The sequence below is a fragment of the Sulfuricurvum sp. genome (assembly GCF_049587615.1).
Taxonomy (GTDB): domain Bacteria; phylum Campylobacterota; class Campylobacteria; order Campylobacterales; family Sulfurimonadaceae; genus Sulfuricurvum.
On the sequence record NZ_JBAVEF010000016.1, the window covers coordinates 42,603 to 57,079 of the forward strand.

The 14,477-nt window shown below is 45.0% G+C and carries 16 protein-coding genes; all 16 read left to right on the forward strand.

Annotated features, from left to right (window positions below; translation table 11 throughout):
- The first annotated feature begins 1 nt into the window (after window position 1).
- The 16 genes from WB308_RS02715 (at window position 2) to WB308_RS02790 (ending at window position 14,471) form a co-directional block, all read left to right on the forward strand.
- Complete coding sequence (locus tag WB308_RS02715; protein ID WP_424188739.1) at window positions 2–907, forward strand: MBL fold metallo-hydrolase; 906 nt, start codon at window positions 2–4, stop codon at window positions 905–907.
- A complete protein-coding gene (locus WB308_RS02720; protein WP_424188741.1) occupies window positions 907–1,344 on the forward strand; it encodes a DsrE family protein in 438 nt (145 codons plus the stop codon). Before WB308_RS02715 ends, WB308_RS02720 begins: the two co-directional genes overlap by 1 nt.
- A gap of 9 nt (window positions 1,345–1,353) precedes the next feature.
- Window positions 1,354–2,253 carry a DUF302 domain-containing protein gene (locus tag WB308_RS02725; RefSeq protein ID WP_424188743.1) on the forward strand — a complete coding sequence of 300 codons (900 nt, stop codon included), beginning with the start codon at window positions 1,354–1,356 and terminating at the stop codon, window positions 2,251–2,253.
- A 110-nt stretch (window positions 2,254–2,363) separates the two neighbouring features.
- Entirely contained in the window at window positions 2,364–3,296 is a 933-nt protein-coding gene (locus tag WB308_RS02730) for a DHH family phosphoesterase (RefSeq protein ID WP_424188745.1), read from the forward strand.
- A complete protein-coding gene (locus WB308_RS02735) occupies window positions 3,293–4,663 on the forward strand; it encodes a M23 family metallopeptidase (RefSeq protein ID WP_424188747.1) in 1,371 nt (456 codons plus the stop codon). The genes WB308_RS02730 and WB308_RS02735 overlap by 4 nt, the downstream gene beginning before the upstream one ends.
- 47 nt (window positions 4,664–4,710) lie before the next feature.
- Window positions 4,711–5,595, forward strand: coding sequence for a UDP-3-O-acyl-N-acetylglucosamine deacetylase (gene lpxC, locus WB308_RS02740; protein ID WP_424188749.1), 885 nt, complete (start codon window positions 4,711–4,713; stop codon window positions 5,593–5,595).
- Complete coding sequence (locus WB308_RS02745) at window positions 5,588–6,040, forward strand: hypothetical protein (protein ID WP_424188751.1); 453 nt, start codon at window positions 5,588–5,590, stop codon at window positions 6,038–6,040. The genes lpxC and WB308_RS02745 overlap by 8 nt, the downstream gene beginning before the upstream one ends.
- 9 nt (window positions 6,041–6,049) lie before the next feature.
- A complete protein-coding gene (gene thrB / locus WB308_RS02750; RefSeq protein WP_424188753.1) occupies window positions 6,050–6,931 on the forward strand; it encodes a homoserine kinase in 882 nt (293 codons plus the stop codon).
- 109 nt (window positions 6,932–7,040) lie between these two features.
- Window positions 7,041–7,295 carry a DUF448 domain-containing protein gene (locus WB308_RS02755; RefSeq protein WP_424188755.1) on the forward strand — a complete coding sequence of 85 codons (255 nt, stop codon included), beginning with the start codon at window positions 7,041–7,043 and terminating at the stop codon, window positions 7,293–7,295.
- Window positions 7,285–9,822, forward strand: coding sequence for a translation initiation factor IF-2 (infB, locus tag WB308_RS02760; RefSeq protein ID WP_424188757.1), 2,538 nt, complete (start codon window positions 7,285–7,287; stop codon window positions 9,820–9,822). Before WB308_RS02755 ends, infB begins: the two co-directional genes overlap by 11 nt.
- The gene (gene rbfA, locus WB308_RS02765; RefSeq protein ID WP_424188758.1) at window positions 9,819–10,184 is read left to right on the forward strand and encodes a 30S ribosome-binding factor RbfA; all 366 of its coding nucleotides are present in this window, start codon (window positions 9,819–9,821) and stop codon (window positions 10,182–10,184) included. The genes infB and rbfA overlap by 4 nt, the downstream gene beginning before the upstream one ends.
- A complete protein-coding gene (locus WB308_RS02770) occupies window positions 10,174–10,605 on the forward strand; it encodes a ribosome maturation factor RimP (RefSeq protein ID WP_424188760.1) in 432 nt (143 codons plus the stop codon). The genes rbfA and WB308_RS02770 overlap by 11 nt, the downstream gene beginning before the upstream one ends.
- Window positions 10,605–11,612: a bifunctional diaminohydroxyphosphoribosylaminopyrimidine deaminase/5-amino-6-(5-phosphoribosylamino)uracil reductase RibD gene (ribD, locus tag WB308_RS02775; RefSeq protein WP_424188762.1), complete on the forward strand. Its 1,008-nt coding sequence runs from the start codon at window positions 10,605–10,607 to the stop codon at window positions 11,610–11,612. Before WB308_RS02770 ends, ribD begins: the two co-directional genes overlap by 1 nt.
- 7 nt (window positions 11,613–11,619) lie before the next feature.
- Window positions 11,620–12,330 (forward strand): bifunctional demethylmenaquinone methyltransferase/2-methoxy-6-polyprenyl-1,4-benzoquinol methylase UbiE, encoded by a 711-nt coding sequence (gene ubiE, locus WB308_RS02780; protein ID WP_424189031.1) that lies wholly within the window; start codon window positions 11,620–11,622, stop codon window positions 12,328–12,330.
- Between the two features lie 98 nt (window positions 12,331–12,428).
- On the forward strand, window positions 12,429–13,691 hold the full coding sequence (gene xseA / locus WB308_RS02785) for an exodeoxyribonuclease VII large subunit (RefSeq protein ID WP_424188764.1): 1,263 nt from the start codon (window positions 12,429–12,431) through the stop codon (window positions 13,689–13,691).
- 66 nt (window positions 13,692–13,757) lie between these two features.
- Window positions 13,758–14,471, forward strand: a complete 714-nt coding sequence (locus WB308_RS02790) for a hypothetical protein (RefSeq protein WP_424188766.1) — start codon at window positions 13,758–13,760, stop codon at window positions 14,469–14,471.
- Window positions 14,472–14,477 lie beyond the last annotated feature (6 nt).

Sequence of the window (14,477 nt, forward strand, 5' to 3'; positions counted from 1 at the left end):
GATGCGTCGATTGTTGGGAACTTTATTTTTAGCGGCAACGAGTTTGAGTGCGTATGAATACGCACTCAAACCGGTGCGGGTAACTTCGGATGTCCACTGCTTTTTTGGAAAACCGGAAATTATGGATAAAACCAACAACGGCAACATCGTCAACAGCTGTTACATCGATGCGGGAGAGGGGTACGTCGTCGTCGACACCGGTCCCTCTTATGCGTATGCAGAATCGGCGTACAAAGCAATGAAAAAAATCAAATCCCTTCCCGTTAAACTCGTTATCAACACCCATATCCATGATGATCATTGGCTGGGAAACAACTATTTTACCGAGCAGGGAATTCGTGTTTTAGGAACTGATGATTTCAAGGTTAGTGCCGATATGAGCGAGCCTACCCGGATGCAAACCTATATCACTCCGCAAGCCTATGCCAAAACCAAACCGACCTTACCGACCGAGATGATCAGCGACGATATGAATCTCACGATCGGCAATCAAAAGCTTGAACTCAAAATTGCAAAACATAAAGCCCATACCGCCAAAGATATGATGGTTTATCTTCCAAAATCCAACGTAGTGATTGCCGCTGATTTGGTGTTCAATGATCGTCTCCCCTCGGTGCGGGGGGGAGATATTAACGGCTGGATTGCCGCTTTGGATGATGTGGATGGGTTAAAAGCCGCGCATGTGGTTGGCGGTCATGGAAACCGTACCGATAAAGATGCGGCCCGTATGACGCGTGAGTATTTCACGCAGATGCGTTCGGAAATCCGAGCGGCAATTGCCGAGGGGCTTAGCATCGATGAGACAACCAAAAAAGTGACGATGGATCAGTATAAAAAGTATAAACTTTATGAGGGGACCCATCGACAGAATGTTGAAGCCTCCTATCGGGTATTGGAATGGGAATAATGAAGAAGAAGCTGCTGTTTTTGGGGTGTCTGTTTTCCACCCTTGCCTTTGGGGATGTCCGTTTTGCCGAACCGGCCCCTTCCATCGACAAGCCTCGCGAAGTGGTAATGGGGATCAGTAAAGGGGATGATGAATCGATCCATCACGGTCTCAGCACGGCGAACAATGTCCTTAAATTCTACGGTCCTGAAAAAATTCATTTGCGTATCGTTGCTTATTATCACGGTATTCGTACCCTTTTGAAAAGTGAAAAAGAGATTGCTCTGCGTGTGCGGGCGCTGCAGCAATATGGTGTCGAATTCGTCGCATGCGGCAATACGATGGAGACCAAAAAAATCCCCGCATCGGCATTGATTGACGATGTTGAGATCGTCAGTGCGGGTATTGCCGAAGTGATCGAGCGCGCCACTGAAGGCGCATTTTACATTCAACCTTAGGAGTTAACGATGAAAATTCTTTTCATATCAATAATGGCGGGACTTTTATCCCTTTTTGGCGGTGACCTGCACCTTTTTAGTGTTCCCAATGCAAATGGAAAATTAAATGCATCGGTCATTGAAAAAGCACTTGAAGCAAACGGTTTTGTTATTTCGGCGAATACGGAAATGAACGAGCCTTTTAAAAAACAGTTCGGTCAGAGTGATTTTGCCGTCTTTAATCTGTTGACCGCTTTTCATAAAAATTATTCCGCTGCCTTGGTAAAAGCCCATCCTGATGCCGGGATTTTTGTTCCCATGGGTTTTGGCGTTTATCAACGCAGCAATGAAAAAGAGTTGCATGTTTCTGTATTGACCGCTTCTGCTATGGCAAAAATCGCCGGTTTTAAATCAAAGGAATTCTGTTTAATCGAGAAAGAGATTCTATCAACCCTTAAAAAAGCATTACCGGGTGCCAAACTGACGCAAAGTGAAACGTCTCTCCCTTCAACAGGTCCGTTACTTAGCCGTTATGTCAAAGCAAGCAGTAAAGCGAGCTGGTCTGCGGATAAAGAGGAGACCGAGATGATGATTGAAGACGGTCTCAAACCGGCCGGATTTGTGATGTCCAATTTTACCGATTACAATTTTGTATTGGGAGAAGAGAGTCCGTTCGATTTTTACGATACCTATTCCATTTGTAAACTTAAAGTGATTTATACGGCGGCAAAAAGCCGTCCCGAAGCGGCAGCGTTTGCGCCGTGCACGTTGATGGTCTACAAGAAAAAAGATACGGATGAAATCGTGATGGGCTTTCCGGGAGTGTACAACTGGATGAGCAGTGCACGTGTGAGTGATCCTGAAGCCAAAGCTGCTCTGAACCAAGCTCAGAGTGATTTCGAAGCGGTGCTTCAAAGTACCGTCGAATAAAGAATGTAACAAAGTGATTAAAAATTAATCACTTTGTTTTATCAAATAGCCGTAATAAATGCTATAATCGAGGTATTTCCGCCTAAAATTAGGCTTTTACAGAGTATCCAATGCCCTCAACCCTGATCGATGCGTCTCAGCATATTGTTTTAATAGCCCATAAAAATCCTGATGCTGATTCACTGGGTGCGGCGTGTGCTTTTTATTCCTATCTCCTCCGAAGCCAAAAAAAAATAACCCTCTTTTGCGTCTCTTCTGAAATTAACCCAAATCTCGCTTTTCTCCCATGGTTTGATAAAATTACCGCTTCCTTTCCCGAAGATGCCGATTGTATGATCAGTTTTGACTGCGGCAGTTACGGGCGGCTGGGGATTGAGAAAGAATTGCCCTTAATTAACATCGATCACCATATCAGCAACGATTTCTACGGTACCTATAACCTTTTAAATACCTCTGCTATCAGTACGACCGAGGTTGTTTATGATTATTTTGTTGCCAACGGTATAAAAATCAATGGTAAAATGGCACTTTCGCTTTATGCGGGACTTATCGAGGATTCTAAATGCTTTAGTGCGGCCGAATGCAATGCCAAAACGTTTGCGCTGGCCCATTCTTTACTGGAATCGGGAGCCGATCATGCGATGTGTATTGAGTGGCTTTATCGCCGTCGGTCGCTTGCATCGCTTCGGATACGGGGGATACTGCTCAAGCAGATGAAGCTTTTGGTCGATGGGAAACTTGCTCTGTTTGAGGTTCCCCTCTCCTTATTGGAGGAGACGGGAGCTATTGTTGCCGAATGCAAGAGGGTATTGGACGAAGCGCTGGGAATGCGAAGCGTAGAAGCCGCTATTATGGTGCTCGAACATCCGCGCGGAGGAGCGAAACTCTCCTTACGTACGGATGGGGGGATCGATGCTGCAAAAATTATGGGTGAGTTCGGTGGCGGCGGACATGTACGTCGTGCCGGAACACGCTTAAAGCATGAAAATTATGATGAGCTCGTTAAAAATATAATGATGATGATAACAAAGGAGTTGGTGTGAGAAGAGGCCGAAACGGTTCGGGAATTATGGGATGGATAGTGGTACTTTTGGTTTTGGGTGCCCTCGGATTTATGGCATTTTCGCCGACATTTGAGAGGGAAGATCCTAAAGTCATCCTGTCCCATGAGGGATATTGGAATTTTAAAGATCCTATTCATGTCAACATAGAAGATATGAGCGGCCTAAAATCTTACAAAGCAACGATAGCAACGCCGCACGATGAATGGGTAGTGGTAGATGAGAACACTCCATCGAAAGTAACTAAAAAAAGTTTTGACATTCTTCCTCCTAAGGGAGTCCGTCGGGTAGAAGCCGCTTCGATTACTCTCAAAATCGAAGCAACCGATAACAGTTTATGGGGCCTTTTTATGGGGAATACCTACAAAGAAGAGATCACCCTTGTTATTGATCAGCGCCGTCCGGTAGTCGCTGTTATCGCCAACTCTTATAAAATCCAAAAAGGGGGATCGGCGATTGTCATTTTCAAAGCGGATGATCCTCACATGAAAAGTTTGAAAATTGAGACGAATTACGGGAAAACGTTTATTGCGCAGCCGTTTATGAAAGAGGGATATTACGCTTCTTTGGTAGCATGGCCGGTGCAAGAGGAAACTTTCAGTGCAATGGTCGTAGCCCGTGACCATGCCGGAAATGAGACCAAAAGCGCGGTCCCTCTGCGTTTGAAAGATCATGCGTACCGCGTTTCGAATATTGAACTCAGCGATGCATTTTTGGACGGTAAAATCGCAGAGTTGGCAAATGTTTATGAACAAACAGCCGGGGTAGATGATCGGTTAGAACAATTCCGTATTATCAACGAAAAAGTGCGTGCCGATAATGAGAAAGTTATCCACGAGATCACTTCGAAAGTATCCAAAAATATGATTACCGATTTCAATCCCGCACCGTTTTATCCGCTTGTGAACGGACAAAAAGTAGCGGACTTCGGGGATCACCGTATTTACAGCTACAAAGGGCAGGAAAATATCTCGAATGCGTATCACATGGGACTTGACTTGGCGAGTGTTGCGATGGGACCGATTACGTCGTCCAATGGAGGGAAAGTGGTTTTCTCTCAAGAGAACGGAATCTATGGCAACTTGCCGATTATTGATCATGGATTCGGCCTTTACACCCTGTATGGACACTGTTCGGACGTTCATGTCCAAGAGGGGGATGTCGCTTCTATCGGACAGCAGATTGCAAAAACAGGTCTGAGCGGATACGCGATGGGGGATCACCTCCATTTCGGTATCTTGGTTCAAGGGATTGAAGTGCGCCCCGAAGAGTGGATGGATACCAAATGGATTGTCGACAACATCACCAGCGTGATTGAGAACGCGAAGGTGATTATTAATCAACGCTGAAACACGCTATAATTATGATAATCAGTTAACGAAAAGGGAAACCAGCCATGATGCAATCAACGATCGGTAAAAGTGTCGAACTCGTAGGTATCGGTTTGCACCGAGGTTCGCCGGTCAAATTGCGGCTTGAACCGCTCGGGGTTAACAGCGGGATTGTTTTTTACCGCAGCGATGCCGGTGTTTCTATCCCTTTAATCCCTGCAAATGTTGTCGATACCAAAATGGCGACAGTGATTGGACGTGAGGGGGTGACGATTTCGACGATTGAGCATATGCTCTCGGCAATCTATGCCTATGGCATTGACAACCTTCGTGTCATCGTCGATGCCGATGAAGTGCCGGTGATGGACGGTTCGTCGATGAGCTTTTGTATGCTCCTCGAAGAGGCAGGAATCGTCTCCCAAGATACCCCTAAAAAAATTATGCGGATCAAAAAAGAGGTGACGGTACAAGAGGGGGATAAATACGTAAAATTGATCCCTTCCAATGACATGAACTACGATTTTACGATCAAATTTTCCCACCCCGTCATCGATAAACAAAGCTATGTTCTGGCATTTACCAAAGAAAATTACAAAAAAGAGATCGCACGTGCCCGAACCTTCGGATTCGTCCATGAGGTGCAGTATCTCAGATCCAAAGGTCTCGCACTCGGGGGAAGTTTGGAAAATGCCGTCGTGTTGGATGACAAAAAAGTACTCAATCCGGAAGGGCTCCGTTTCGGCGATGAGTTCGTCCGCCATAAAATTTTGGATGCCATCGGCGATATGTCGTTGATCGGTATGAACTTTATCGGGAATTACGAAGCGTACGCCGGGAGTCATGACCTGAACCACAAATTGACACTTGAACTCCTCAAAGATCCTGCAAATTACGAAATCGTTGAGCTTGCAACGGCTGAGTCCAAAGAGTTGGCCAAAGCGTATGCATGATGTTCTCGTCATCGCTTTAGGCTCACCTGTTCTGATCGGTGTTTATGAGAATGGGAACTTAGTCGAAGAGATTCGCAGTGAAGGGATGAGTTCGGACGTTTTAGCGGAGATTTTTGATCCACTGTTAAAACGGTACACTTTTTCGAATTTGATATACGCCAAGGGCCCTGGAAGTTTTATGGGGATCAAGGTCACCTACCTTTTTCTAAAAACCCTCAGCATTACGAAAAAAATCCCACTTTTAGCAACAGATGCCTTCTTTTTCAACAAAAATAGCCCCATCAAAGCAGTTGGAAAGCTCTATTTTGTTAAAAATAGCACAACCATTGAGTTAGAACCGATAGCCTCACCTGAGATTATCGCATTTGAGCTCCCGAAAATCATCGATTTAGAAAAATTTGATTCGGATAATCTCCCTTATTATGGGATTGATGCCGTAGGATAAGGAAACTGTTTGTTCGTTAGTGTACCTGCAACGAGTGCCAATTTAGGACCCGGATTTGATTCATTAGGACTTGCCGTCGATTTGCGTAACCAAGTCGAATTGGTGCCATCGCGTTTTTTCGCCGTCTCTATCAAGGGGGAGGGGGAAAATAACCCCCGCCTCAAAGGAAATAATCTGTTCGTTAGTATCTTCAACGAACACTACCGACGGCTAACCCAAAAACGGCAAAACTTCAAGTTTACATTTTACAACCAAATTCCGATGTCACGAGGATTGGGGAGTTCATCTGCCGTGATCGTAAGCGCTATCAGCTGTGCCCATGAAGCGGCAGGGGTAAAAGTTTCCAAACGGCGTATCCTTAACCATGCATTGGTGTATGAAACCCATCCCGATAACATTACTCCGGCAGTCATGGGGGGATTTAACGCGGCAATGGTGGAGAAGCAAAAAGTCTTTTCACAGCAAAAACATCTCCCCGATTACCTCAAAGCGGTTGTCGTCATCCCGAATAAACCGATCTCAACCGCCAAATCGCGCACGACCCTCCCTAAATCGTACAGTAAAGAGAACGCTGTTTTTAACCTCTCCCACACGGCCGTAACGGTAGGGGCCTTTTTTAATGAGGATTGGGAGATGCTCCGCCTCGCTACACAGGATCGCTTTCACCAAAAAGTGCGGATGAAAATGTTACCGGAACTTTTTGCCGTGCAGAAAATGGCGTATGAGAACGGGGCATTGATGTCTACGCTCTCAGGGAGTGGATCTACGTTTTTCAATATGGTGTATGATCAGGATGCCCAAATGTTAGCCGATAAATTCAAATCAGAATTCACCGATTTTGAGGTTAAAATTTTAGGTTTTGACAATGACGGTTTAGTTGTCGAACGCTAAAAAAGCGAAGCGTGGGCACTCTGCCTAAGAGAACCCAGTGTTAACGTAGCCAATGGGGCTTTGCTCCTTTGGCGTCTAACAATGAAAATAAAAGAAAGTATTGGATATAATGGCGCAAAAGTTACATCAGCCTATACGTATGTGCGTGGTTTGTCGTGAACGTTTTGCGCAATCCATGTTATTACGTCTTCAATGCCGGGAAGGGTTATTAGAACCCTACAGCGGTGTGGGGAGAAGTTTTTACCTGTGTCTTGCGTGTGTCGAGCACAAAAAAACTGCGGGTCAGTTGTCCCGTCAATGCAAAAGCGGCGCTAGCGTAGAGCTGATGAATCGGTTAAAGGAGATCATCGTTAATGATGGATAAAGTTAGAGTTCATGAAATTGCCAAAGAGCTTGGTATCAATTCAAAAGAGGTAGTGGACAAAGCAGCTGCGATGGGGCTTAATGTAAAAACTGCCTCGAGTTCGGTTTCGATCGAAGAAGCTGAGCAAATCATGAACTATATCATGAGCGGAGCGTCTGCAGAGAATACAGCCGCCAAGTCTTCCCCTAAAACTGCTTCTGTAGAAGAAACTCCGGTCGTTACAGCGGCTGTAGAAGAGCAGGTACAAACTGCAGCACCCGTTACAGAAGTAAAAGATGAAAATCCGGAAGTAGTGCAGGTAGAACAAGAAGTTCCTAAGCGCTCAGGATTGAAAATCGTCAAGAAAAAACGTCCGGTAGAAGAAGAGTTTGTTGCACCGGTTCGTCAAGAGAGTGTTTCGGTATCCACGTATGGGAAATTGAGCGAGCAGGCTCAACGTGAGTTGGAAGCCAAAAAAGCCAAAAAAGCTCAAGGAAGCAATGCTCCGGTTCAAAAGAAAGATCAAGGGGTGCGTCTTGATATCTTCGGCGGCGGAATTTCGGATGTCTCGATGGATTACGAGCAAGACCAAATCGTCTTGATGGATTTCAATGATTTGGGCGCGAATGTACCTCCTGAAGAAGAAGCGCAAAAACCGAAAGAGAAAAAACCGATCGGTCGTAATGCCGGCAAAAAACAAGGGGCTAATCGTAATAAGCCTCGTCAAGTATCGCGTGAAGCGCGCAAAAAATATGCCAAAGATACTAAAGAAGACGAAGTCATTACACACGTCGAAATCGCCGAAGATGTTCGCGTATATGAGTTTGCCGAAAAAGTAGGTCAAAGTATTTCAGCGGTTATCAAAGTTCTTTTTGATCTTGGAATGATGGTTACTAAAAATGACTTTCTCGGAAAAGATGAGATCGAAATCTTAGCCAGTGAATTTGGTGTGGAAGTGACGACTGTCGATCCAAAAGATGCCTTTAATCTTGAAAACGCATATGATGAAGAACATGAATACAGTGAAGGTGCGGTTGAACGTCCTCCTGTTATCACTATCATGGGGCACGTTGACCACGGTAAAACATCCCTTTTGGATGCGATCCGTAACGCTAAAGTAGCACACGGCGAAGCAGGGGGGATTACTCAGCATATCGGTGCGTATTCGGTAGAACAAAAAGGGAAACTGATCACGTTCCTTGATACTCCGGGGCACGAAGCGTTTAGTGCGATGCGTTCACGCGGTGCGCAACTCACCGATATTATCGTTATTGTTGTAGCGGCGGACGATGGGGTAAAACCTCAAACGCGTGAATCGGTTAAGCATGCTCAAGATGCAAAAGTACCGGTAATCGTTGCGGTCAATAAAATGGATAAACCGGGTGCTAACCCTGATATGGTTAAAGCGCAAATGGCCGAGTTGGGATTGAATCCTACAGAGTGGGGTGGAGATGTTGAATTCGTCGGTGTTTCAGCTAAAGCGATGACCGGCATTGATGAGCTTCTAGAAGCAATCTTGCTCCAATCTGAAGTAATGGAACTCAAAGCAAACCCTGATGTTATGGCGAAAGCGGTTGTCGTCGAGAGTACGTTAGAAAAAGGGCGTGGACCGGTTGCTACCGTCATCGTACAAAACGGAACGTTACGTGTCGGTGACAATATCGTGTGCGGCGGTGCTTATGGACGCGTTCGTGCGTTGATCAGTGACCGCAAAGCGCAGCTTCAGGAAATCGGACCGAGTCAAACAGCGGTTGTCGTCGGTTTGAGTGACGTGCCGCCATCAGGTGAAGTGATGATGGCGATGGAGAGCGATCGTGAAGCCCGCGAAGTAGCACAAAAACGTGCTGAGTATGATCGCCACCGTGAACTCTCATTAAGTACAAAAGCATCTTTTGATGATTTGACGTCGTTGATTGCTGAGGGTCGTATTAAAGCCCTTAAAGTGGTTCTTAAAACGGACGTTCATGGTTCTCTTGAGGCGATTAAATCGGCTCTCGCAGAATTGCGCAACGAAGAGGTAAAAGTTGAAGTTATCTCCAGCGGTGTGGGTGGTATCACTGAAAATGACGTTGCATTGGTAAATAACAGTGAGAACTGTGCACTACTTGGGTTCAATGTTCGTCCTACGGGTAATGTCAATGCGATGGCAAAACAAATGGGGGTAGAGATCAAAACCTACTCTATTATTTATCAGCTTATCGACGATGTTAAATTATTGCTCGGTGGTATGATGGCACCGCAATTCCGTGAAGAGAATACCGGGCAAGCGGAAGTTCGTGATACGTTCCCAATCCCAAGAGGTACAGGAACCATTGCAGGATGTGTGGTTGTTGACGGTAAATTGGTACGTGGTGGAATGGTTCGTGTTATCCGCGACGGTGTTGTTATCCATGAGGGTGATCTTACTTCTCTTAGACGTTTCAAAGACGATGTCAAAGAAGTTGGTAAAGGGTTTGATTGTGGTGTTGTCCTGAGCGGTTACACCGATGTCAAAGTGGGTGACGTTATCGAAACCTTCAAAAAAATCGAGACTAAAGTAACCCTGTGACACCGGCACAAATAAAAATCAAACGGACGGAGTCGATTCTCAAAGAGTTGATCCCCGAAGCGATCAGCCAACTTTCCGATGCGCGTGTGCGTGAAGTGGATGTCATCGATGTCCACTGTTCTCGTGGACGCAGCGATGCAAAAGTCTATCTTGATCCTCATGATTATACGCCTCAAGAACAGGCTGTATTTTTAAAACTGCTCGAAAAAGCACGCCCGATTATCGAAGAGCATTGTATGAAAGATCAAGGGTGGTTTCGCAGTCCCCGTATGACTTTTGTGTTTGATGATACCCTCAAACGAAGTCAGAATATCGAGGCGTTATTCGCCAAAATCGCCAAGGAGAAAAAAGATGAGTCTTGAATCTGACATCAAAAAAATGGTTGAATCAATCGGCTTATCCCTCTACGATACCGCCATACTTAACGAAAATGAGAACACTATTTTCCGTGTTAGTGTTACAGCACCCGGGGGTGTAACGCTCAATCAATGTGCTGAACTCACCCATCTAATCAATCCGTTACTAGACGTTACCTCTCCAGTAAGCGGTGAATATCGTCTCGAAGTGAGCAGTCCGGGGATTGAGCGTAAACTCAAAACATTAGAGCACTTTGTTCAATCGGTAGGCGAAAAAGTTGCTTTGAGTACCATTACTAAAGAGAAATATGAAGGTGAAATGATCGGCGTTGAAAATGACGAAATCATCCTGAAAACAAAAGAAAACGGTGAACAAAGAATCCCTTTTCGCTCGATCAGCAAGGCAAAAACCTACTTCGAGTGGTAATGAATCCCACTCATGCCATGAACCTCGCCCTCAAAGCGGCTTGGGAATATCAACTTCTTACTTTTCCTAATCCTGCTGTCGGTGCTGTTTGCACCGGCATGCACGGAGAAATTCTCTCGGTGGGTGCCCACAAATACGCCGGAGGCCCTCATGCCGAGGTGTATGCTCTGCGCGATGCCTATATCCTTCTTACCGGCGATCTTACTCTATCCGGTTGCGATAATTCCCAACAGATACACGATTACCTAAAAACCCATCATAACGGGCTTTTTCATACCGTATCGATGGCGGTGACGCTGGAACCCTGTTCCCATAGCGGGAAAACCCCTTCATGCGCATTGTTGATACGTGACTTGGGGATCAAAAAACTTTATATCAGTGTAAAAGATCCTAACCCGGCCGCCGCGGGGGGTGCCGAAGTATTGAAAGTTGCAGGGGTCGAATGTATTTTTGGTGTTATGGAATCAGAGGGGAGAGCACTTTTGGAGCCTTTTATCCGATGGCAAAAAAATCCTTTTGTTTTTTTCAAATGGGCCCAGCGGCTTGATGGGACGATTGACGGCGGGACGATCAGCTCGGATTCTTCACGTACTCACGTCCATGCGCTGAGAGATCGCTGCGACTTGATCGTTATCGGGGGTAATACGGTACGCACTGATCGTCCAATACTGGATGCCCGGTTGGTGAACGGAAAAGCTCCGGACGTATTGATCTATTCGCATCATGATGATTTTGACCGAACGATTCCGCTCTTTGATGTTTTAAATCGCAACGTATTTGTAGAATCCTCGTTGGAGAGGATCGGACAATACTCCCTTGTAATGATTGAAGGGGGGGCGGCCATGATGGAAGCGTCTCTAAAAGTTACTGATTGGTATGTGAGTTACATTGCACCTAAAATCGGTGGCGGATCTTTTGGGCTTGGAAGCATTACAGAGGATTTTGAGGTAATGAACGCTAAAATAACTGACAATATCATCCTATGGATGAAAAAAAAGATAAAGTGATTTGTTGATGACCAAACAAGAGAAAATCGTATCGATGTTTAATGATATTGCCCCGACGTATGACCGTGCCAATCGGGTCCTCAGTATGGGTGTCGATACGTTTTGGCGGCGCAAGGCGTGCGATTTAGCGTTTGGTTATTGTTCAAGCAAAACGATTGATTCGATTGTCGATGTCGCATGCGGCACGGGCGATATGATGGGATATTGGAAACGACGAGCCGATAAAGCGGGAATTATGGTTAATGAGATTGTCGGTGTTGATCCGTCTGATGGGATGGTCAGTGTCGGTCGTGAGAAATTTCCGCAAATGACGTTTCATATCGCTCCGGCAACGGAACTTCCCAAGCCAGACACCTCTGCGGACATTATCAGTATCTCCTACGGCATTCGTAACGTTGTGGAACGACAAGCAGGACTCCGTGAGTTTAACCGTGTCCTCAAACCGGGTGGCTTAGTGGTTATCCTCGAATTTATGAAAAATGAAAATCCCTCGATGCTCGGAAAAGTACGTGACTGGTACATGAACAACGTCCTCCCCCGCATCGGCGGTTTGATTTCGAATAACTACGAAGCCTACCGCTATCTCCCCGATTCGATCGAAGGGTTTCTCACTGTCGGTAAAATGAAGCAGGAACTCGAAGAGGCCGGATTTGAAATGCTTTACACGAAAAGCTTTTCGATGGATATTTCGACCTTGATGATTGCCCGCAAACGATGAAAATAAAAAATAGTGCACAAGTGCACTGGGCCCTCTGCCGAAGAGAACTTAGCGTTAGCGTAGACATACGGGCTTTGCTCGGATGGCGGTGAAAAATAATGGCCTCTACTCTCAGTGTCTCTGCTCTGAACGAACAGATTAAGATACTTTTAGAAACCTCTTTTGAATTTGTCAGCGTCGAGGGGGAACTTTCCCGCGTCACCAAACACGGCAGCGGGCATATCTATTTCACCCTCAAAGACAACGATTCTACGATTAAATGTGTCATGTTCAAAGGGAACGCCGCACGGTTGAAGTTCTCTCTCGAAGAGGGGGCCCATATCATCTTGCACGGGGCATTAAGCCTCTACAAACCGCGCGGTGAATATCAGATCAATGCTTTTAGTGCCGAACCTTACGGGACGGGGGCGTTGGCAGTAGCGTTCGAGCAGCTCAAGCAAAAATTGGAAGCCAAACGGTATTTCGATCCGACTCGTAAAAAAACATTTCCTAAATTCCCCCACACGATTATTTTAGTTACTTCCGCGACAGGTGCCGCATTGCAAGATATGCAGAGAGTCGCATCGCATCGATGGCCGCTGGCCAAACTGATTGTATTGGATGTATTGGTTCAAGGCTCTAGTGCATCGGGACAGATTGCCGATGCTCTCCGCTATGCCGATACGCTGAACGCCTCTGCGGTCGTTGTCGGACGGGGTGGAGGAAGTATCGAGGATTTATGGGCGTTTAACGAGGAGATCGTAGCCGATGCGATTTTCGCCATGAACACCCCCGTTATGTCGGCAGTGGGACATGAGATCGACTGGGTCATCAGCGATTACGTGGCCGATATGCGCGCTCCGACACCGAGTGCGGCGATGCAGATGCTTCTCCCCGATCAAAACGAGCTATACCAGAGTATCGATGAAATTCGTACCCGTGCATTTGGGATGATAACTCAACGTCTTGAGCGCAAACGAGAACAGCTTCTCTCGATGCAAGATGCGTTCAAACGCCACGGGGTAGAGCATCGTTTAGAGGTGCAAAGTGAGTTGGTCAAAGAGCTGAGAGAGCGTTTGAGCCGACAGATGGCACAGCGGTTAGAGCAAAGTAAACGGGAGATTATTCCGTTAATGGAGCGGTTAACCCAAAGCATCGAATCAACACTGCGTCAAAAGCAGTTTATGATTAGTCAGCTCAGGGAAGGATTTACTGCCAATCATCCCAAAAATAAAAACAAAAGCGGATTTGCCCAAATTGCGAGGGATGGCAAAGTGATCGATTTGGATATGCTCAGTGTCGGGGATAGGTTTGATGCGATGAATGATACAACTACGGTGAAATCAGAGGTTGTGAGTATTACTCGTCATCCTCGGGCTTGACCCGGGGATCCATCTTTTACTTTTTTATTTTCAGAAGTAAGATCAAATAATGATATAAGGTAGTTTTTGGAATTTGTAATCCTGTATGTCTTAATTCATGGTGCAATAAAATTATATGTATTTCTAGGTTCAACAAAAACAGAATTAGGAACATTTGGAACAGTACGAGCACATCCTAAAGGCGATAAAACTTTCTATTATATAAAACTTTATAATCGTAAAAATCAAGTTAGATATAAAGTTGGTATTACAAAATACGATGTAAAGAAGAGGTATATTGATACTCATACAGGTTATTATGAAGATAAGGATTATGAAATAATTTATGAAAAAAGATTACTCAACGCAGAAAAAGTAGAGGCAAGAATAAAACAAAACTACAAATCTTCTTATGACTATTTATTAGGTACAGCAGGTACAGAAATTTTTGATACTGATATTCTAGGATTAGATAAAGATGCAAATATAGCTGATAAAGAACAGATAATGAGTATTCGTACAGAAGGTTCAGGTCGCATAAATATAAAATATCCTATACGAATTAGAGACGTAAATCGGCTATTAAAATATTCAAAAGAGCATGGGATTATTTATTTTGAAAATAAACGAGATTATGATAATTTTTTAATATACATAAAGAAGACATATGCAGATAAGTCAATAAAAAAAGATGATACCCATTATGTTTTTTCATCAAATGATGGGACAGAATTTAGACTTTTAAGTAAAGAAGGTGTAAACCAATTTTATATGATGCAATCTCGAAATGGAAGATGGTAATAAAAT